This is a genomic window from Streptomyces sp. NRRL WC-3626 (assembly GCF_000718785.1).
GTDB classification, from domain to species: Bacteria; Actinomycetota; Actinomycetes; order Streptomycetales; family Streptomycetaceae; genus Streptomyces; species Streptomyces edwardsiae.
On the sequence record NZ_JOCA01000006.1, the window covers coordinates 462,986 to 481,304 of the forward strand.

Annotated in this window: 13 protein-coding genes; 3 read left to right on the plus strand and 10 right to left on the minus strand. The window is 73.9% G+C overall.

Translation table 11 applies throughout. The features are described 5' to 3' along the window. Positions 1–28: 28 nt before the first annotated feature. The 5 genes from IF28_RS0112675 to IF28_RS0112695 form a co-directional block, all read right to left on the minus strand. Complete coding sequence (locus IF28_RS0112675) at positions 29–1,726, minus strand: trypsin-like peptidase domain-containing protein (protein WP_030218128.1); 1,698 nt, start codon at positions 1,724–1,726, stop codon at positions 29–31. Continuing rightward, positions 1,723–2,064 (minus strand): CU044_2847 family protein, encoded by a 342-nt coding sequence (locus tag IF28_RS0112680; protein ID WP_037893058.1) that lies wholly within the window; start codon positions 2,062–2,064, stop codon positions 1,723–1,725. The genes IF28_RS0112675 and IF28_RS0112680 overlap by 4 nt, the downstream gene beginning before the upstream one ends. 73 nt (positions 2,065–2,137) lie before the next feature. Then, positions 2,138–3,505 carry a carboxyl transferase domain-containing protein gene (locus tag IF28_RS0112685; protein WP_037893060.1) on the minus strand — a complete coding sequence of 456 codons (1,368 nt, stop codon included), beginning with the start codon at positions 3,503–3,505 and terminating at the stop codon, positions 2,138–2,140. Further along, positions 3,498–4,982 carry an acyl-CoA synthetase gene (locus tag IF28_RS0112690; RefSeq protein WP_030218134.1) on the minus strand — a complete coding sequence of 495 codons (1,485 nt, stop codon included), beginning with the start codon at positions 4,980–4,982 and terminating at the stop codon, positions 3,498–3,500. Before IF28_RS0112690 ends, IF28_RS0112685 begins: the two co-directional genes overlap by 8 nt. A gap of 64 nt (positions 4,983–5,046) precedes the next feature. Beyond that, positions 5,047–6,402, minus strand: coding sequence for an SLC13 family permease (locus IF28_RS0112695; protein WP_030218137.1), 1,356 nt, complete (start codon positions 6,400–6,402; stop codon positions 5,047–5,049). A 180-nt stretch (positions 6,403–6,582) separates the two neighbouring features. Here IF28_RS0112695 and IF28_RS0112700 point away from each other — a divergent pair, with 180 nt between their 5' ends. After that, the gene (locus IF28_RS0112700) at positions 6,583–7,290 is read left to right on the plus strand and encodes a FadR/GntR family transcriptional regulator (protein WP_030218140.1); all 708 of its coding nucleotides are present in this window, start codon (positions 6,583–6,585) and stop codon (positions 7,288–7,290) included. 4 nt (positions 7,291–7,294) lie between these two features. On the opposite strand, the gene IF28_RS0112705 is transcribed toward IF28_RS0112700, so the two are convergent. Continuing rightward, positions 7,295–8,368, minus strand: coding sequence for a MerR family transcriptional regulator (locus IF28_RS0112705; protein ID WP_030218143.1), 1,074 nt, complete (start codon positions 8,366–8,368; stop codon positions 7,295–7,297). 134 nt (positions 8,369–8,502) lie between these two features. Here IF28_RS0112705 and IF28_RS0112710 point away from each other — a divergent pair, with 134 nt between their 5' ends. Next, positions 8,503–9,375, plus strand: coding sequence for an ATP-grasp domain-containing protein (locus IF28_RS0112710; protein ID WP_030218145.1), 873 nt, complete (start codon positions 8,503–8,505; stop codon positions 9,373–9,375). A gap of 2 nt (positions 9,376–9,377) precedes the next feature. Here the strand turns inward: IF28_RS0112710 and IF28_RS37040 are convergent, their stop codons facing one another. The 4 genes from IF28_RS37040 to IF28_RS0112730 form a co-directional block, all read right to left on the minus strand. Next, entirely contained in the window at positions 9,378–11,384 is a 2,007-nt protein-coding gene (locus IF28_RS37040; RefSeq protein ID WP_051713723.1) for a hypothetical protein, read from the minus strand. A 176-nt stretch (positions 11,385–11,560) separates the two neighbouring features. After that, a complete protein-coding gene (locus tag IF28_RS0112720; RefSeq protein WP_199808984.1) occupies positions 11,561–12,154 on the minus strand; it encodes a hypothetical protein in 594 nt (197 codons plus the stop codon). A 92-nt stretch (positions 12,155–12,246) separates the two neighbouring features. Beyond that, positions 12,247–13,182 carry a hypothetical protein gene (locus IF28_RS37045; protein ID WP_051713724.1) on the minus strand — a complete coding sequence of 312 codons (936 nt, stop codon included), beginning with the start codon at positions 13,180–13,182 and terminating at the stop codon, positions 12,247–12,249. Between the two features lies 1 nt (position 13,183). Beyond that, positions 13,184–13,624 (minus strand): hypothetical protein, encoded by a 441-nt coding sequence (locus tag IF28_RS0112730; protein ID WP_030218158.1) that lies wholly within the window; start codon positions 13,622–13,624, stop codon positions 13,184–13,186. Between the two features lie 123 nt (positions 13,625–13,747). On the opposite strand from IF28_RS0112730, the gene IF28_RS40180 reads away from it, so the two are divergent. After that, on the plus strand, positions 13,748–18,289 hold the full coding sequence (locus IF28_RS40180; protein ID WP_051713725.1) for a CHAT domain-containing protein: 4,542 nt from the start codon (positions 13,748–13,750) through the stop codon (positions 18,287–18,289). The last annotated feature ends 30 nt before the right edge of the window (positions 18,290–18,319 follow it).

Genomic DNA, 18,319 nt, shown 5'->3' on the forward strand with positions numbered 1-18,319 from the left:
CTCTTCTCCGTGGGGCTCGGCGGGCGGATCAGGCGACGGGGGAGTGCAGGGGCGCGGCGGTCTCGGGGAAGCAGCGCGGGTCGTCCCACAGCAGCTGTACGTCCCTCGCCCAGTGCCGGTCCGCCTCGTCGGCGGCGTCCGCGGTCAGGCGTAACGACAGGACGTGGTGCGGAAGATCGGCGGGCGGGACACCGGCGACGGACTCGGTGAGCTCGTCGAGGAACGCCTCGCCCGAGCAGGGGCCCTCGTGGCCGGCCTCCGGGCAGCCCGTGCGGGACCACAGCAGTACGGGAACGGGGACGGTCAGGCCGACCTCGAAGTGCTGTCGTGCGGCCGCGGGGGACGCGGCGAAGCCGATCAGGTCCGCGCCGTCGTCCCACAGCCGCTTGCGCAGACTCTGCGGCCGTTCCGGCGTGCCGCACCCGATGCGGTGCACGGCCGCCGCCGCACCCCCGTCCAGCTTCCGCCACTTCTTGTGGAGCTGGTGGCGCAGCCGGCCACCGCGGTGGCGGATGTGGTCCGTCACCACCAGCGGGTAGGCGCAGCCGAGCGGAGTAGGGTCGTCCGCGCCGCATTCCCAGCGCGCCACCGGTTCGTTCAGTCGGCCGCGCGGCAGGACGAAGGTGAGCAGCTCGTCGGCTCCGGGGGCGAGCTGCGTGACGGCCTCGTCGATGTGCTCCTGCACATAGGCCCGCACCCCGGACCACGGCAGCCGGCGGGCGCCCACGGGGCGGCGCCGTCCGTCGCGGTACGCGGACACCTCGACGGTGACCTGGTCGGGGCCGGCCCCGCTGTGCTCGATGTCCACGACGATGGGCGACCAGGCGACGGGCCGTCCGGGCGATCCGTCCGGGGCCGCGTCACCCGGGCCGCCCCGCTCGCCGGGGCCGTCCAGCAGCTCCCGCACTCGCGCGGTGAACCGGGAGAGCGCCTCCGGCGCGGACACCTCCCACTGCACGTACGCCGCCGCCGACGCCAGGGAGCCGAACCCGCCCTTCGGCAGGGCGGGGCCGAAGGCACCCACGGCGTCGACGTACAGCCGGTCGTGGTCGAGCGTCCGCCCGTTTTGCTCGGCCCGCCGCACGAGGCCGTACAGCTCCCTCAGCTCGTCCGGGGTGTGGCCCGGGGTCGGCACCAGCTCGCCCAGACCGCTCCAGTAACGGGCCATGACCTCGGTGGGCAGCATGCGGCCCGCGCGTACGTCCCGGCCACCCGCGACGGCCGTGACCATGCCGACCACGGCACCGTCGGCCAGCGTCACCGCCGCCCCGCTGAATCCGTCGGCCAGCGGCTGTCCGTGCCCGGAGGCCGCCTCCAACTGCACCCATTCGCCGGCGATCAGGGGGCCGGGCACCGCTCGGTACAGCGCGAGGGCGCCCTCGTCGTAGCCCCGGGGGAAGCCGTACGCGACCAGCTCGGGCGAGGGGATGTCGCGCTCCGCGCCGGGCGACGCGAAGACGGCCGGGGCGAGCGGCACCTCCCGCTCCAGCTCCAGTACGGCCACGTCGCCGGGGTCGGTGCCGCCGCCGCGCCAGCCGCCGTGGACCGCCACCGTCGCGGCGACCACGCCCAGTTCGGCGCGGTTGGGAAAGCTCACGGACACCGCCGACGTGCCGCTCCCCGCTACGACGTGGGCGCAGGTGAGTACCTGACGCGCCGAGACGAGGAAGCCCGCGCCGACCGCGTTCCCGCACTCGATCCGGGTGTGCCAGGCAGCGCTGCTCATCGACGGCCGGCGACCTCGTGGTCCGGCTCGGGCACCCAGCTCAGCTTGACGACCAGATGCCCCTCCGCCGAGCCCTTGGCGATGACGGCACCGGCTTCCGCGGTCAGTTTCACTCCGAACTCCAGTTCCACCGCGTCCGGTCTGAGGGAGCCGTCGCGGAACACCCGCAGCGCGGACTCGGCCGCCGCCCGTACGCCCTCCAGGGAGCCCTCGAAGGTGCGCGCCGCCTGCGCCGGGCCGTTGCCGCGCGAGACGAGCCGGGCCCCGGACGCGTCCTGCACCCCCTCCACCACGACCATCGCGCCGCTTTCGGTCGTGAACTGCATCAATCCGTCCATGGCGCGACGCCCCCCGTGGTGTGCGACTGTGGTGAACTCCTATGCTACGCGCGGTGGTTGCCGTGTCACGAGGTCAGTCGGCCGGTTGCTCCTCCGTGCGGACCGCCGCTCCCGCCACTCCCCGGACCACCCCCAGCTCCACCAGATCCTGTGGGCGGACGCGGAGCCGGTCCGCCGTGCTTTCCACCTCCTCCGCGGGTCGTTTCAGGATGGCCGCGGCGAGTTCCGGGGCGATCACCGAGAAGTAGCTGTCGGGGGTGGCCCAGGTGTTGCCGGGGGCCGCCAGGGCGAGGGCGCCGCCGGAGCCGCCCTCGCCGATGACCAGTGTGGTGAGCGGTGTGCGGGCCTCGGCCACCGCGGTGAACAGGTCGGCGATGGCGGCGCCCGCGCCCTGGCGTTCCGCCTCCGCGTCGTTCGCCGCGCCCGGGGTGTCCACCAGCGTCAGCACCGGGATGCCCAGCCGGTCCGCGAGCCGGATCAGCCGGGCAGCGGTGCGGTACCCGGCGGGACGGGTGGCCGCCCCGGTCTGCGCCGCGTAGGCGACCGTACGGCCCTCGTGCTCGCCGAAGCCGCACAGCATGCCGTCGGGATCCGTGCCGCCGCGGCGGTCGCCGGAGATGCTGAGGCGGGAGGTGAGAAACGCGTCCAAGTAGGCCCCGGCGCGCGGCCGTTCGGGTGCGCGGGCGCGGCGGACCGCGTCCCGGCCGGTGGCCGGGAGGTCCGCCCTGCCCAGCGCGGGCGGTGGCGGGACCGGGGCCGTGGACGGGCGGGTCAGCAGCCGCAGCCAGCGGCCCAGTGTCTCCCGCAGCTCCTCCGGCCGCACCAGCGCGTCCGCCGCGCCCGCCGCCACCTGCGCCTCGGCCGTGTACGCCGCCGGGTCCGCGTCCGCCGGACGGACCCGGGAGCCGGCGAAACCTACCTGCGCGCCGGGCAGGGCGAGGACGATGTCGGCGCCCGCGCCCAGGGTGGCCCAGCCGCCCCCGGTCGTCGGGTCGCGCACCACCGCGACCTGCGCCAGTCCGGCCCGGCGGGTGAGCGCCGACTCGCGGGCCACCCGCTGGAGTTGGGTGAGCGCGAGCATGCCCTCCTGCATCCTGCTCCCGCCCGTGGCGACCAGCGGCACCACCGGCAGCCGGTGCACCCGCGCATGCGCGTACGCCGCCTCCAGCCGGTCGCCGGTGCGTTCGCCGAGCGAGCCGCCGAGGAACCCGAACTCGAACACGACGAGCACGGCCCGTGTCCCCCCGACGCACGCGGTGCCGCAGATCACCGACTCCCGCTCCCCGGTGCGCTCGGCGGCGCGGGCGTGGGCGGCGCCGTAACCCGGCCAGCCGAGCGGGCCGTCGGGGGCGGACTCCCGTGACGGGTACGGGAGTTCGGTGAAGGTGCCGGGGTCCGCGAGGAGGGCGACGACCTCCCGCGCGGACAGCCGGTCAGCCATGTCCCAGCGCCCGCTTCATGATCTTGCCCATGTCGTTGCGGGGCAGCGCGTCCAGATGGTGCAGCACGCGCGGCCGCTTGTGCGGGGCGAGCCGCCCGGCGACGTGCCCGGCCAGCTCCTCCAGACCGGGCGGTGACTGCGGATCCGCCGGCACCACCCACGCCACGATCCGCTCGCCCAGATCGGCGTCCGGCTCCCCGGTGACCGCGGCCTCCCGCACCCCCGGATGCTCCAGCAGCGCGTTCTCGATCTCCCCCGCCCCGATCTTGTACCCGCCGCTCTTGATCAGGTCGGTGGCCTTGCGGCCGACGATCCGGACACAGCCGTCGGCGTCCCGCACCGCCATGTCCCCGGTGCGGAACCAGCCGTCGGCGGTGAACGCGGAGGCCGTGGCGTCCGGCCGGTTGAGGTACTCCGTGAACAGGTTCGGCCCGCGCACCTGGATCTCACCGACCGTCTCGCCGTCGTACGACGTCACCGGCGACCCGTCCTCCTCCACCAGCCGCAGCTCCACCCCCGGCAGCGGCACCCCCACCGTGCCCGGACGGGCCTCGCCGTCCGCGCGGACGCCGGACCGTGGGTCCGGGGGTGTCCACCGGGACGAGCACAGCATCAGCGTCTCCGTCATGCCGTACCGCTCGATGACCCGGCGTCCGGTCGCCGCCCCGATCCGCTCGTGGTCGTGCACCGGGAGGGCGGCGGAGCCGGACACCAGCAGGCGCGCCCCGGCCAGCGCCCTCACCAGTTCGGGTTCGGCGGGCAGGGCCTCCGCGAGGCGGTGGTACATCGTCGGCACCCCGAACAGCATGGTCGCGCCGCCGTTCAGCTCGCGCGCCACACCCTCCGTGGTGAGCCTGCCCAGGTGCCGGACGGAGCCGCCGCGCCGCAGCGGGCCGAGCGTGCCGAGCACGAGACCGTGCACGTGGAACAGCGGCAGCCCGTGCACCAGCACGTCGTCGCCGGTCCACCCCCAGGCGTCGGCGAGGGCGTCCAGGGTGGAGGCGATCGCACGGCGCGGGATGACGGCGCCCTTGGGCGGTCCGGTCGTACCGGAGGTGTAGACGATCAGCGCGGGGTCCTCCGGGCCGCGCGCGCGGTCGTCCGGGAGCGCGCCGCGGGCCGCCGGGTCCACGTCGAGGCGGGGCAACCCGGCAAGCGGGCCGGGGAGTTGTGAGCCGGGCGCGGTGAGCACCAGGTCCGGGGCGCTGTCGGTCAGGATGTGGCCGAGTTCTTGCCCGCCCGACTTCGGGTTGAGCGGTACGACGGTCACCCCGGCGACCAGCGCCGCCGTGACCGCCACCGCCGTCTCCAGCGCCGGCGCGGCCCACACCGCGACCCGGCGCGCCCCCTTCAGTTCCCCGGCCACCGCTCCGGCCGCCGGGGCGAGCTCCCCGTACGTCAGTGAGCGCTCGCCGAAGCGCAGGGCGGGCCGGTCGGCGGCAGGGCCGTCGGTCAGGGCCGGGAAGAGAGAGGACACGCGTCGTACTCCTTAACCATCCGTCGTGCTTGCCAGGCTGCCAGGTACTCGTCCCGCCCGGGACCTACCCCCACCCGGGCACGACCATCACCAGCCACACCACCGCCGGCACCGTCGCGACCACGATCCCGCCGTACGCCATCAGCTGCCGGAAGAAGCGCTCGCGGTCGACGTCCGGCGCGGCGGCCAGCACCAGTGCGCCGTTCGTGGAGAACGGGCTCACGTCCACCACCGTCGCGGACACCGCCAGCGCGGTCACCATGCCCACCGCCCCGATCTCGCCCTGTGCCAGGAACGGCACCGCCAGCGGGATCAGCGCGCCCATGATGCCGACGGAGGAGGCGAACGCGGACACGATCCCGCCGATGTAGCAGAGCAGCACCGCCGCGAGCAGCGGGACCCCGATGCCGCCGACGCCCTCACCGGCCCAGGTGATGGTGCCCATCTCGTCCAGGACACCGACATAGGTCAGCACACCGCAGATCAGCAGGACCGTGGGCCAGGCGATCTCGGAGACCGCCCTGCGGCTGTCGTCCGGCCAGGCGGTGCTCAGGACGACCGCGAGGGTGATCGCGGTGAGACCGGCGTCCAGGTCGAAGCCGAGGACGGCGACGACGAGGGCGGTCAGGGAGACGAGGGTGGCGATGACGGGAGGGGTGAGCCGTACGCCGTCGGGCCGGGTGGTGACGGCGGTGGGGGCGGGGGCGGTACGGGTGGTGCCACCGCCCTCGCCGCCCTTGACGCCCTCGCCGGTCGTGCCGGTCGGGGCACCGGAGACGTCGCCCCCGTCGCCGTCCTCCGTCACCGCCCCCTGGCGCCACAGCTTCAGCCCGCCGCAGACGACGAACACCACCCCCGCGATCACGAGGTTCACCAGCAGCGAGCCGAGGAACAGCGTGATCTCGCTGCCCGGGAGCTTCTCCCGCTCGACGATGCCGTTGACGATCGAGCCGTAGATGCTGATCGGGGAGAAGCCGCCGGCCTGGGCGCCGTGCACCACCATCGCCCCCATCAGCAGCGGGCTGATGCGGTACCGGGCGGCGAAGCTCAGCGCGATCGGCGCGACGATCGCGACCGCCGCGGGGCTGACCGCGCCGATCGCGGTGAGCGCGCCGGTGAGGGCGAACATCACCCAGGGGATCAGCGCGACCCGCCCCCGCACCAGCCGTACGGCCGCGTGCACCAGCCAGTCGGTGGTGCCGTTGGCGCGGGCGATGGCGAACAGATACGTGACGCCGACCAGGACGACGAAGAGATCGCCGGGGAATCCGGCGAAGACGCCGTCCGCGTCGAGGTCGGCGACGAGGGTGCCGACCCCGAAGGCGGCGGCGAAGGCCAGCGCGCCCATGTTGACGGAGCGGGTGGTGGCGATGACGAACACCACCGCCAGGACGAGGATCGAGATGAGTTCGGGGGACATGCGAGGGCTCCCGAGTGGCTGAGTGGCTGAACCACTTGTCCACTGGAGTGGCGTGGTCCGTTTGGTCGGACAGCGTGCGGCCCCGGACGGGAGCCGTCAAGGGGTCGCACAGGAATTGGCTCAGCCACTCGTCCACCGTGCGGGCGCCGGTGCTAGTCTCCCGACGAGAGGGGGACCTTCGTGACCGACGCCCTGCGCCCCATGACGAAACAGCGCCTGTACGAACAGGTGCTGGACCGCTTGCGCCAGTACGTCACCGAGGGCGGCCTGCGATCCGGTGACCGTCTCCCGCCCGAGCGGGACCTGGCCCAGCGGCTCGGTGTCAGCCGCGCCTCGGTCAAGCAGGCGATCGTGGTCCTGGAGGTCCAGGGCCTGGTGGAGGCCCGCCACGGGGGCGGCACCTACCTCGTACGGGACAGCCTCGACGTCGAGCCGGTCGAGCGGATGGTGGAACGCCGCCGGCGCCTGCCCGACGTACTGGAGGCGCGGGAGGCGCTGGAGACGAAGCTCGCCGAACTGGCCGCCGAACGCCGCACCGACGACGACCTCGCGGCGATGCGGTCGGCGCTCGCCCACATGGCCGAGGAGATCGAGGCGGGTGGCGGGGGAGTGGAGGGCGACCGGCTGTTCCACGCGGCGGTGACGGCGGCCGCCCACAGCGGTCTGCTCGCGGAGTTCATGCGCTCCATCGCCGAGCAGATCGCCGAGAGCCGCACCGAGTCCCTGCGCCAGCCCGGCCGCCCGCACCGCTCCCTGGCCCAGCATCAGGCCATCCTCGACGCCATCGCCGACGGTCTCCCGCGTCAGGCGGCCACCGCGATGCGCCGCCATGTCCGTACGGTCGCCAAGGTCCGCCTCCTGGACTGGGACCCGGAGGCGGACCGCTGACCCGTCAGGCCGCCGCCTTTACGACGTCCGCCGTCACACAGGCGATGTTGTCCGGGCCGCCGGCCTCGTTCGCCGCGGCGATCAGGGCGAGGACCGCCTCGTCCGGGGTCGGTGAGACGGTGAGGACCTCCTTGATCGTGCCGTCGTCGACGACGGCCGGCAGGCCGTCGGAGCAGAGCAGATAGCGGTCGCCCGGGTGGGCGTCGTGCAGGCGGAGGTCGGGGGCGGACGTCGTGGCCGCGGTGCCGGTCAGCGCCTTCAGCAGCAGGGTGCGCTCGGGGTGCGAGGCCGCCTCCTCGGGGGTCAGCCGGCCCTCGTCGAGCATCGACTGGACCACCGTGTGGTCGTGCGTGATGCGGAACAGCTCGCCGTCGCGCAGCAGATACGCGCGGGAGTCCCCGATGTGCACCAGCGCCAGCCGGGAGCCCGTCCAGAGCAGGGCGGTCAGCGTGGTGCCCGCCTCCTCCGCCCCGCCCGCCGCGTCCCGTACCGCCCGCGTCGCCCCCTGCACCGCCTCCTCCAGCACATTGAGCACCCCGCCCGCCGGTATCTCCCGCGTGTCCAGGAACCGCAGCGCCTCCACCGCCGCGCTGCTCGCCGGCGCGCCCGCCGGACCGAACCCGTCGGCCACGGCCAGCAGCCGCCCGCCCGCGTACGCCGTGTCCTGGTTGGCGGGGCGGACGCGGCCCCGGTCGGAGTGGGCGCAGTAACGCAGCTCCAGCGTGTTCATGGTGGTGTCCCTTCCCGGTTCTTCCGTGAGGTGATCGACAAGGAACGCGGCGAGGTCCCGACGAAGCGCCGTCTCCGCCTCCACCCGGGCCCAGTACGCCCGGATCTCCACGGCGGCCGCGGCGGCGTCGAGGGAGCACACCCGGCGGATGCCGGCCAGCGGCATGCCCACCCGCCGCAGCCACGCCACCAGCCGGGCCCGCTCCAACTGCTCCGCCGCGTAGTAGCGGTACCCCGTGTGCGGGTCCACCCGGGCGGGGCGCAGCAGGTCCAGCTCGTCGTACAGACGCAGTGCCTTCGGCGACAGCCGGCACGCCTTCGCGAAGGCGCCGATCGTCAGCATGTCCATCTCCCGCTCCCTTCCGCGTTCCGCCACCGATGCTGAGGCTTCACCGAAGGTGAAGGTCAAGCGGCCTGTCGCGGTTCCCGACCGGGTTGTTAGCCTGCTCATCGCTCAGCTGTTCGTGCGAGAGGTGAGACATCGTGCCCCGAATCGCCCTGGTGACCTGCCGGCCCGGCCCCGACATCTCCGAGGACCGGGATCTGCCGGGGCTGGTGCGCGCGCTCCGGGAGGCGGGGGCGCAGGCGTCCGCCGAGGTGTGGGACGACGACGGCGTCGACTGGGCCCGCTTCGACCTCGTCGTGATCCGCTCCACCTGGGACTACAGCTGGCGGTCGGCGGAGTTCACCGCCTGGGCCGAGCGGTGCGGCGCGCTCACCCGGCTGGCCAATCCGGCGGACGTGGTGCGCTGGAACACCGACAAACGGTATCTGGGGGACCTCGCGAAGGCCGGGGTGCCGGTGGTGGACACCCGGTACATCGCGGCGGGCGACCCGCTCGACCTCCCCGGCGACCGCGAGTACGTCGTCAAGCCCACCTCCGGCGCCGGCGCCCGGTTCGCCGCCCGCTACACCCCCGACGAGCACGACACGGCCGTACGGCAGCTGCGGCGGATGCACGCGGAGGGGTTCACCGCGATGGTGCAGCCGTACATGCGGGGCATCGAGACGGCCGGTGAGCGGGCGCTGCAGTTCTTCGGGGGGAATCTTCTGCACGCGAGCCGCAAGGGTCCGGTCCTCGCGCCCGGCACGCCGTACGACCAGCGCAAGGTGGCCCATCCCGGGCTGACCGACTGGACCCCGTCCCTCGCCGACACCGCCCTCGCGAGAAGGGCCCTCGCCTCCGTGCCGGGGCGGCCCGAGCTGCTGTACGCGCGCGTCGACGTCGTGGACGACGAGGACGGGCAGCCGCGCGTGATGGAGCTGGAACTGGTCGAGCCGAACCTGTTCCTGTGGCTGCACCCGGAGTCGGTGCCGCGCGTGGTGGAGGAACTCCTCAAGAACGCGGCCGGCTGACCTCAGGCGGCGTGGAAGCCGTCCCCGTACCCCGATACGCAGACCGGGCGGAAGCCCAGGGCGTTCAGTTCGTCGAAGGTCTGCTGGTACGCCGCCGCGTCCAGGCCGTGCCGGGCGTGCCAGGGGCCGCCCTCCGCCCGGTGCCACAGGGCGGCGTAGCGGGCGATGCCGGTGTCGCTGTAGCCGCTGACCCAGGCGAGCCGGTGCCCGGCGTTCACCAACTCGTCGAACGTCTTCTGGTATCCGCCGCCGGTGAGGCCGTGCCGGGCCTCGAAGGCGACACCGCCCTGCTTCTCCCAGAGGGCGGCGAACCGGACGTCCACGTTGACCCGGTAGCCACTGACCTGCCGCAGGACGAAACCCTGTGCGGTGAGCTCGTCGAACGTCCGCTGGTACTCCACCCGGGACAGGCCGTGCCGGGCCTGCCACTCGGGGCCCTCGCGCTGCTCCCAGATCGCCGCGTACCGTGCCTCGCCGTCGATCGCGTAGCCGCTCACGGTCCGCAGCCGGAAGCCGCGTGCCGTGAGGTCGTCGAAGACGGCCTGGTACTCGGCGCCGGTCAGGCCGTGCCGGGCCTCCCAGGGAGGTCCGTCGGTCTGCTCCCAGACCGCGTTGTAGCGGGCGCCGCGGCCCTCGCTGTACCCGTTGACCGAGGTGAGGCGGAATCCCTGCGCCGTCAGCTCGTCGAAGGTGCGCTGATAGGTCTCCCCGTCGATCCCGTGCCGGGCCTGCCAGGCGCCGCCGCCGTCGCGGTGTTCGAACAGGGCGGCGAACCGGGTCCGGAAGCGTGACATCGTCACGGGAGTGCCGCCGGCGAGCGCCCCGGCGGCGTTGTAGATGTCGGTGAAGTCGAGGTGCACGTCGATCTGGGTGCCGACGGTGGCGCCGGCCGGGGTCGGGGCCGGCCCCGGTGCCACGAACAGCCGCAGGTGGCCGCCGCCGTCCAGGAACATGCCGTTCACGTCGTGCCGTCCGTCGGAGAGGTAGGCCGAGCCGAGGCGGGTCGGCTGCCCCGGCCGGACGAAGTCCTCGCTGCGGCGCAGCAGTACGCGGAACGTGTTGCCCCGGACGTCCATCCACCAGTTCCCCAGCCAGCACGCCTCGTTCTGCACGAACGCCGGGTCGACGACGTCCGTGATGTACCAGGCGGAGGCGATCCGCCAGGTCGGGTCGTTCTCGTACCGGATCTCGATGAAGTGGTTCTCGCCCCAGTGGTTCTTCGCGAGGAACACCCGGCGGGTGCGGTCGTAGCCGATCAGCAGCAGGACATGGCCGCCCTGCGGGGGCGGGAGATGGGTGACGTCGCAGACGACTTCGCGCCCGGACGCGAGCGTGTTCTCGATGGCCTCGACGGTCGGGTCGGTGTTGAACCAGCCCGCGGCCCGGTACCTGGCGTTCACGCGGGCGAGGAGCGGGATGTGCTGTTCGCAGAACTCCAGTGCGTCGAAGTCCTCCTGGCCGGCCAGCGCCTGCTCGCCGGGCAGGCCGAGCACGGGGAGGATGTCGAGCAGTGCCTGCTGACTGGGCAGGTACGGCGCGGCGCCCTCGGGCGGAGCGGCGTTCTCCGTCAGTTTCTTGACGATGTCACCGCTGCCCTGGAAGCCGGTCAGCGACGAGTTGTTCTCGACCGGCTGGGCGACGTTGCCCTGCTCGTCGCGGCTGAGCGCGAACGCCTTGCCCATGTGGAAGACGTACTCCTCGGACACGTCGACGGACGTGCCGAACTTGCGCCGGTAGGCGGCCTCCAGCGCGGCCGCGCCCGCGAACGCCCAGCAGGTTCCCCGGTCGTTCTGCTGTTTGAACGGGGACTGGAACTCCGCCAGCGAGACGACGTCCGGAGTCGGCGCGGGCGGGGTGGGCCCAAGTGGCTCGACCCGGTCGAGACGTGCCGCCAGGTCCCGGGTCCTGGCCATGAGGGTGGCGTGGGCATCGAGGGGCAGTACGGGAGACCTCAGCAGAGGCGATCGCGGCGGTTCGGTGGCCAGCGAGAGTTCATCGGTGCGAGGCATGGGGAACCCCTCGTGGTGGTGCGGGAGATGACGAGTGCCGACGAGTCGTTGTCCGCCGGACGCGTCCGCGGAGTGCGCGCGTGCACGATGGGCCGCCTCCATCATCTCCCCTGCTACGGCGCGCTGCCACTCGGTCCCCGGCGCTCAACGGTGGAGACCGCCGCCCCCGCGCCGGGTCATGCCACCGTCGTACGCTGCAGCAGTCCCCAGGTGAACTCCGCGACCACCTCGTGGTGTGCGCCGGTCGTGTCCGGGGCGGTGAAGGCCAGTCCCCAGCGGGTCGGGGCCGTGCCCTCCAGGGGGCGGGCGGGGGCGAAGGCGCGGGCCGCCTCGTCGACCGTGCAGGACCAGGGGGTGAGGTCCTCCAGCGTGCGGAGGGCGGGGGGTTCGGCGTTCGGCGCGCGGACCAGCCACTCGTTCCACACCGCCCCACCCGCCGCCGGAGTCAGTACCTCGAAGCGCAGATCGGGCCAGAGCGGGACCGGCCACCGCCACGCCTCGCAGTCCAGGTCACCGATCCGGCGCGGGGTGCGGGACTCCGGCTCGCCGAGGACGGAACGGTACCGGGCCAGGGCCGGGCGGGGACGCGGCGAGCGGACCATCGCCTGCCAGCGCCGGTTGGCCTCCCGCATCCGGGCGAGGGAGACGCCCAGCCGGTGCCGTGCCTCCTCCACCGGGCCGGGATTGTGATCGGCCATGCGGCGCAGCAGCACGAGCTGGAAGTCGAGCGGGGTGAAGGGGGACGGGGTGGTGGAGGGCACGCCGTCCATCATCGGGCCTTCCGGCCGGTGAGGAAGCGAAACCCCTGCGGGGCGGGGTACGGAGCATCACCGCCGGAGGGCGCGGGGGCGAGGCCGCCGCGTCAGGGTCCCGCGGGCGGCGTCGACGGTGTCAGGGCGCTGGTGACCGCGTTCCCGGTGGAGGCGTCGAGGGTGCCGTGGTGCGGTATGCCGAGGCTGTCGGCGAGGTCCGTACCGTGCAGGCGCACCGTGGCGTCGAGGAGCCGCGCGTAGGTCGCCGCTGTCGTCCGGCCGCGGTGCCGGGCGGCCGCGGCGAGGCACGCCGCGAGGAGGAAGGCCGGCCAGGACAGGATCCCGGCAAGGGCGTAGAGGACGCTCCAGCCCGCCAGGCGGGCGGCGCCGGACAGCTCGCTCCTGACGGCGACGATCTCCGTGCGCGCCGTCTCGGGCAGGACGACCCACAGATACGGCCAGGCCAGGTCCAGGTCGAGGCCGTGCTCGCGCCGTGCGCGCACCGCCACCGCGTTGACCCGGTCACCGATCCAGGTCGGTGTGGCCGGGTGTTCCGGTGCGATGCGGAGCAGTCTCCGGTGGGCCGCGTCCAGGCCGTCGGGGTCGCGCGGCCGCCCGTACCGCACCGCGTCCACCTCGCGGTCGTGCGCCCGCTGGAAGTTCCGGCGTCGTTCCTCCCACGTACGGCGCCGGTGGCCGACGCGTCCTCGCACCAGCCTCCTGAGCGGACCGAGCCGGGTCCGCCGGCCGTCGGCGAACCAGAACGACTCGACGAGCGCGGCGATCACCCCGACGGCCATGCCGATCACGGCCGCAGCGGCGGTGGCGGCCGCCAGGAGGATGACGAGCCCGCCCGTCGAGCGCAGCCGGCGGGACTCGGACCAGGCTGTGAGCCGGCCGTCCAGCCGGTCGAAACCGAAGGGGTGGCTCCATCCCCAGGTGTGCGCCACGGCCAGGGCCACCAGATACAGGGCGCCGGGGACCACCAGCAGCTCGAACCAGCGTCCGGCGACCCGTTTGGCGAACTCACTCAGCACACTGCCCAAGTCAGTACAGCCTTTCCTGCTTCAGCCGCACGCCGAAGACGGCGCAGTCGGGGACCGGGCCGTCACCGTCGTGCGGGAGCCAGAGGCGGGAGCAACGGCCCTGTGGGCAGAGGTGGACCACGGAGGCGGGCCGGGGGTCGTCCCCGCCGGGGAGCCTGCCGTTGTCCACCCCGCGGACGGCGCCGTAGATGCCGCGGCCCTCGTGGGCCAGGACCGTGCGGTGAATGGTGAGGACGTCGTCGGCGACCGCCTCCTCGCCGTCGCGCAGACGCTCCGTCAGCCGGTTCAGGGACTCGGTGTCTCCGTACCGCCGCAGCCTGTCCCTCAGGTCGTCGAGCCGTTCGCAGACGTGTGCCAGACCGTCCCGGACCTGGTCACCGGACGGCCGTGTACGGCGGGCGGACGGGGAACGGCCGTCGCCGCGCAGGGGCGGAGTGCTCACGGCGCCTCCTGATATGGATCGGGCAATACCGATCGGAATACCCAAAGCATCCTGTTTTCATGTGAGTTGAGGGATGGGCAGGGGAAGTGATGAGTGTGGTGATCCGCGACGGGGAGGAGCATCATGATCGAGGACGGCACGTCCGATGTGGCCGAAAGGCTGAGGGGGATCCTCACGAGCGGGGATCCGGCCGGAGCGCCGGGCCCGGAGGCTCTCGCGGACGCCGAGTGGCTGGAGGGCCGCCTCCGCGAACTCGACGGTGAAACGCTCGAGGCCTGTGCGGACGCGCTCCTGCCGTATTTCCTGAGGGGGGACGGGAACATCCCCGGGCCCTTGCTCCCCCTGCTGGCCGACGCGGCGGAGCCGGTGGCGCGGGAGTGGCTGGCACAGGCCGGGAGCACGAAGGACCCGGTCCTCCACGGGCGGGTGGCCGATGTGTGGCAGCGCGTCGTGGCGGCCACCGGCGCCGGCCATCCGCGGTGTCCGGAGCGTCGTGTGCTCCTGGCCCTGGCCCGGTGGGGGCTCTACGGCGCCACGCGGTCGGGCGATGCGCTGGACGGCAGTGTGGAGGCCGCCCGGCAGGCGTTGGAGGTGCTGCCGGAACCGGGGGAAGGACGAGCGGCGATGCTGTCCCTCCTGCGCATGGCGCTGTGGGACCGCCACCGTTCGGCGAGGGGCGCCGGGGGGCAGTGGGCCGCCGGGTCCCGCGCGGACCTCGACGAGGTGATCGAGACGGGACGGCAGGTCCTGGACCTCGCCGACGCCCTGGATGCCTCCTCCGCCCATGTCCGGGCGCTGCTGGCGGATCAGTGGGAAGTGCTGCGGACGCGTTACGGCGCGACCGGGACCGCGGCGGACCTGGCCGAACTGACGGCCGTGGCCCGGCGGCTGGCCGAACTGACCGCCCCCGGCACCCCGGAACACGCCGATCGGCTGGCGGACCTCGGGGTCTGCCTGCGCATCCGCCTCCTGCGCACCGGGGAGCCCGGCGTGCTGGACGAATCCATCGAGGTCGACCGCCGGGCCGCCCGGTCCACCGCGGACGGGAGCCCGCGACGGGCCCACCGGTTCTCCTATCTCGGCATCTCGTTGTTCACCCGCTTCGAGAACGGGGGCGAGGTGCGTGACCTCGAGGAGGCGGTGGACGCGAGCCGGACCGCCCTGGCCGCGCTGCCCGCCGCGCACGCGGAGCGCCCCGTCTTCCGGGAGAACCTGCTGGTCGCCCTGCGGGCGCGCTCCGCACGGTCGTCCGGCACGGCCGACCACGACGAGATCATCGGCCTCCTGCGGCAGGGGGCGGACGAGGAGAGCGCGGGACCCGGCCGGACGCACGCCGCCCGCGCCGGGGAAACACACGGGCAGTTGGCGGAGCTCCTCCTGGCGCGTCATCTCCGTACCGGCGCGGTCGACGACCTCGCCCGCTCGATTACCGACGGCCGTGAGGCGCTCCGGTGGCTTCCCGGGGACCACGCCGGCCGCCCGGTCGCGGCGCACGTCCTGGCCCGGGCGCTGACCGCCCAAGCCTGGCTCTCCGGGGAACTGGTCCTTCTCGACGAGGCCGTCGGGATCTACCGGCACCTCTCCGGACTGCCCACCGCCACCGACGGTTTCCGCCGGACGGCCCAGGCGTCGCTGGCGGCGGTCCTGTGGACCCGCCACGACTGGACCGGCGACCGGGCGGACCTCGACGAGGCCGTCACCCTGTGGGAGGAGGTCACCCGGGAGCGGATACGGCCGGTCGTCGGGGACGAACTCTTCGCCGAGTGGCTGTCCGCCTTCGCCGAACCCCTGCGCAAGCGCTTCGAGCGATACGGCGCCGACACGGACCTGACCAGGGCGATCGCCCTGGACGAACGCGCGCTGGACATCATGCCCGCCGGGAGCACGCGGCGCCCCGGCGTCCTGGTCTCCCTCGGCGCCTCCCTGCGGGCGCGTTTCGAGCGTACGGGGCGGACCGCCGACCTGGACCGGGCGCTCGCCCTCGGCCGGGAAGGTGTACGGGACTCCACACCGGCCGGGCCGTCCGACCGCGCCGGTGCTCTGGGGGAACTCGGCATCACCCACCAGGTCAGGTTCCGCCGGTTCGGCGACCTGGGGGATCTCGACGCGAGCGTCGAGCGGCTGCGGGCCGCCCTCGCGGCCGACGAGGACGCCCCGCGGCGCAGACCCCTCCTGTTCTCCGCCCTCTCTACAGCCCTGAGCACCCGCTACGCCCACACAGGGTCGACGGCGGACCTGGACGACGCCATCGACGCCGGACACCGGGCGGTGCGGGCACTGCCGGAAGGCCACCCCAGCCGCGGCATCCGGCTGAGCCATCTGGGCGTCGCCCTGCAGGAGCACTCCGAGCGCCACGACCGGGTCGCCGGGCTGGAGGCGGCCGTGGCCCTGCAGCGGCAGGCCGTCGAGGAACTGACCGAAGGGCATCCCGGCGCGCCGGGAGTGCTCTCCAACCACGGCACCGCCCTGCTGGCGCTCCACCAGCGCACCGGGGCGGTCGCCGACCTGGACGAAGCCGTCACGGTCTACCGGCGTTCACTGGACCGGGCACCGGAGGACGACCCCGGGCGGGCGGGCACGCTCTCCAACCTGGGCGGAGCCCTGCGTGCCCGGTACGCCCTGACCGCCGTCCCGCGGGACCTGGACGACGCGGTCTCCGTGCAGCGAGAGGCGCTCGCTCTGACCCCCGAGAACCACTACGAGCGCGTGACCCGTCTGCACAACCTCGCCCACCCGCTGCTCGAACGCCACGCGCGCACCCGCGATCCGCGGGATCTGGGTGAGGCCGTCGGCCTGTTCGTGGACATGGTGTCCTTGCGGACCGCCCCCGCGGCGGTCCGGATACGCGCCGCGTGGACGGCGGCCGCGATGACGTCCCGCTGGAGCAGGCGCCACGCCGCGCGTCTCCTGGAGGCCGCGGTGCGGCTGCTGCCCGAGGTGGCACCCCGACGCCTGGACCGCGACGACCAGCAGCACGGACTCGGGCAGTTCGCCGGGCTGGCCGCCGACGCCGCGGCGCTTGTGCTGGGCGGACCGGGCAGCGACCTCATGGCCTCCCTGGGCGTCGGGAACGGAGAACCGGCCCTGATCACCTTCGCCGGTCGCAGTCCCCTGATCCTGGCGGGAACGGACGGGAGCGACGAGGGCGAGGGCACCGACGGGCAACGACGCGCGGCCCGGGCACTGGGGCTCCTGGAACTCGGCCGGGGTGTTCTCCTGGGCCAGGCCCTCGACACCCGGGACGACGCCCTGACCCTGCTGTACGCCCGCAAGCGCGGACTGGCCAGGAGGTACGTGGCGCTGCGCGGCGCCCTCGGGCGCGAGCCCATACGGCGCGAGGGCCCCACCGGGCTGTTCGCCGGCCCCGTGCGCCACGAACCGCCGCGCCGCGAAGAGGCGGCCGCGGCCTCCCCCGACCGGCAGGAACTGGCGCGGGCGTTCGCGGCGGTCCAGGACCGGATCCGTGCTCTCGGAGGGGAATTCGAGCGGTTCGGACTGCCCCCTACCGAGGAGCGGTTGAGGGACGCGGCCCGTCACGGACCGGTGGTGATCGTGAACGTCAGCCGGTTCGGCAGCCACGCGCTGCTGTTGACCGGCGGCGACGTCAGGAGCCTGCCGCTGACCGGGCTGACGCCCGAGGCGGTCACCGACCGGGCCACGGCCTTCCACCAGGCCCTGAGCGATGTCGGCGATCCGGACCACCCGGATCCGGTCGCGGCGCAGGCGGTGCTGCACCGGACCCTGGAGTGGCTGTGGGACACCGTGGCCGAACCCGTGCTCGACGACCTCGGGATCATCGGGGGATCCGGTGACGTCCCGCCGCCGGCCGGCGAACTGCCGCGCGTCTGGTGGGTACCCGGTGGAGCCCTTAGCCGGCTGCCGCTGCACGCGGCGGGACATCACCGGGACCGGGCGGACGGCACGACGCCGCGCACCGTGATGGACCGGACCGTCAGTTCCTACACACCGACCGTGCGGGCACTGCACCACGCGCTCGGGCGAGCCGAAGCGCCGCCCGTCCCCGAGCCGCGCACGCTCGTCGTCGCGGTGCCGGGGCAGCCGGGACCGCGGTATCTGTCCACCGCGGACGACGAGGCCGCCCTGGTGGCGGAGCACGCGCCGGGGACCACGCTGCTGACCGGCCGGGACGCACCGGCCGGCGAACCCGCGGCTCTCCCCACCGTGGCCAACGTCCTGCGCCGGCTGCCCGAGGCCACGGTCGCGCACTTCGCCTGTCACGGCCTGACCGATTCCCGCAATCCCTCGCACAGCCACCTCGTGCTGCGGGAGGACCCTCCGGGCACGTCCGGCGCGTTCACCGTCGCGGACCTTGCCGCCGTCGACCTCTCCCGCGCGCGCCTGGCCTACCTTTCCGCGTGCCGGACCGCCGTCGTCGACATCGCCGGACTCCAGGACGAGTCGATCCATCTGACCTCGGCTTTCCTCATAGCGGGCTTCCCGCACGTGATCGGGACGCTCTGGCAGGTCCAGGACGACGTCGCGTACGACATGGCGGACACCTTCTACCGGGAGCTACGGGTCCGGACGGCGTCCGGCCTCGCGCTCCCCGAGTCCGCACGCGCTCTGCGTGCCGCCGCCGTGGCGGCGCGGGACTCCCTGCAGGCCCCCTCCCTGTGGGCGGCGCACATCCACACGGGAGCCTGAGCCCGGCCTGCCGGGGCGCTGTCCGCATTC

Coding starts and splice junctions, on each gene's coding strand:
- IF28_RS0112685 (WP_037893060.1), bottom strand. CDS start 3,505: ATGGCTGACCGGCTGTCCGCGCGGGAGGTCGTCGCCCTCCTCGCGGAC.
- IF28_RS0112675 (WP_030218128.1), bottom strand. CDS start 1,726: ATGAGCAGCGCTGCCTGGCACACCCGGATCGAGTGCGGGAACGCGGTC.
- IF28_RS40180 (WP_051713725.1), top strand. CDS start 13,748: ATGATCGAGGACGGCACGTCCGATGTGGCCGAAAGGCTGAGGGGGATC.
- IF28_RS0112720 (WP_199808984.1), bottom strand. CDS start 12,154: ATGGACGGCGTGCCCTCCACCACCCCGTCCCCCTTCACCCCGCTCGAC.
- IF28_RS0112705 (WP_030218143.1), bottom strand. CDS start 8,368: ATGGACATGCTGACGATCGGCGCCTTCGCGAAGGCGTGCCGGCTGTCG.
- IF28_RS0112695 (WP_030218137.1), bottom strand. CDS start 6,402: ATGTCCCCCGAACTCATCTCGATCCTCGTCCTGGCGGTGGTGTTCGTC.
- IF28_RS37040 (WP_051713723.1), bottom strand. CDS start 11,384: ATGCCTCGCACCGATGAACTCTCGCTGGCCACCGAACCGCCGCGATCG.
- IF28_RS0112680 (WP_037893058.1), bottom strand. CDS start 2,064: ATGGACGGATTGATGCAGTTCACGACCGAAAGCGGCGCGATGGTCGTG.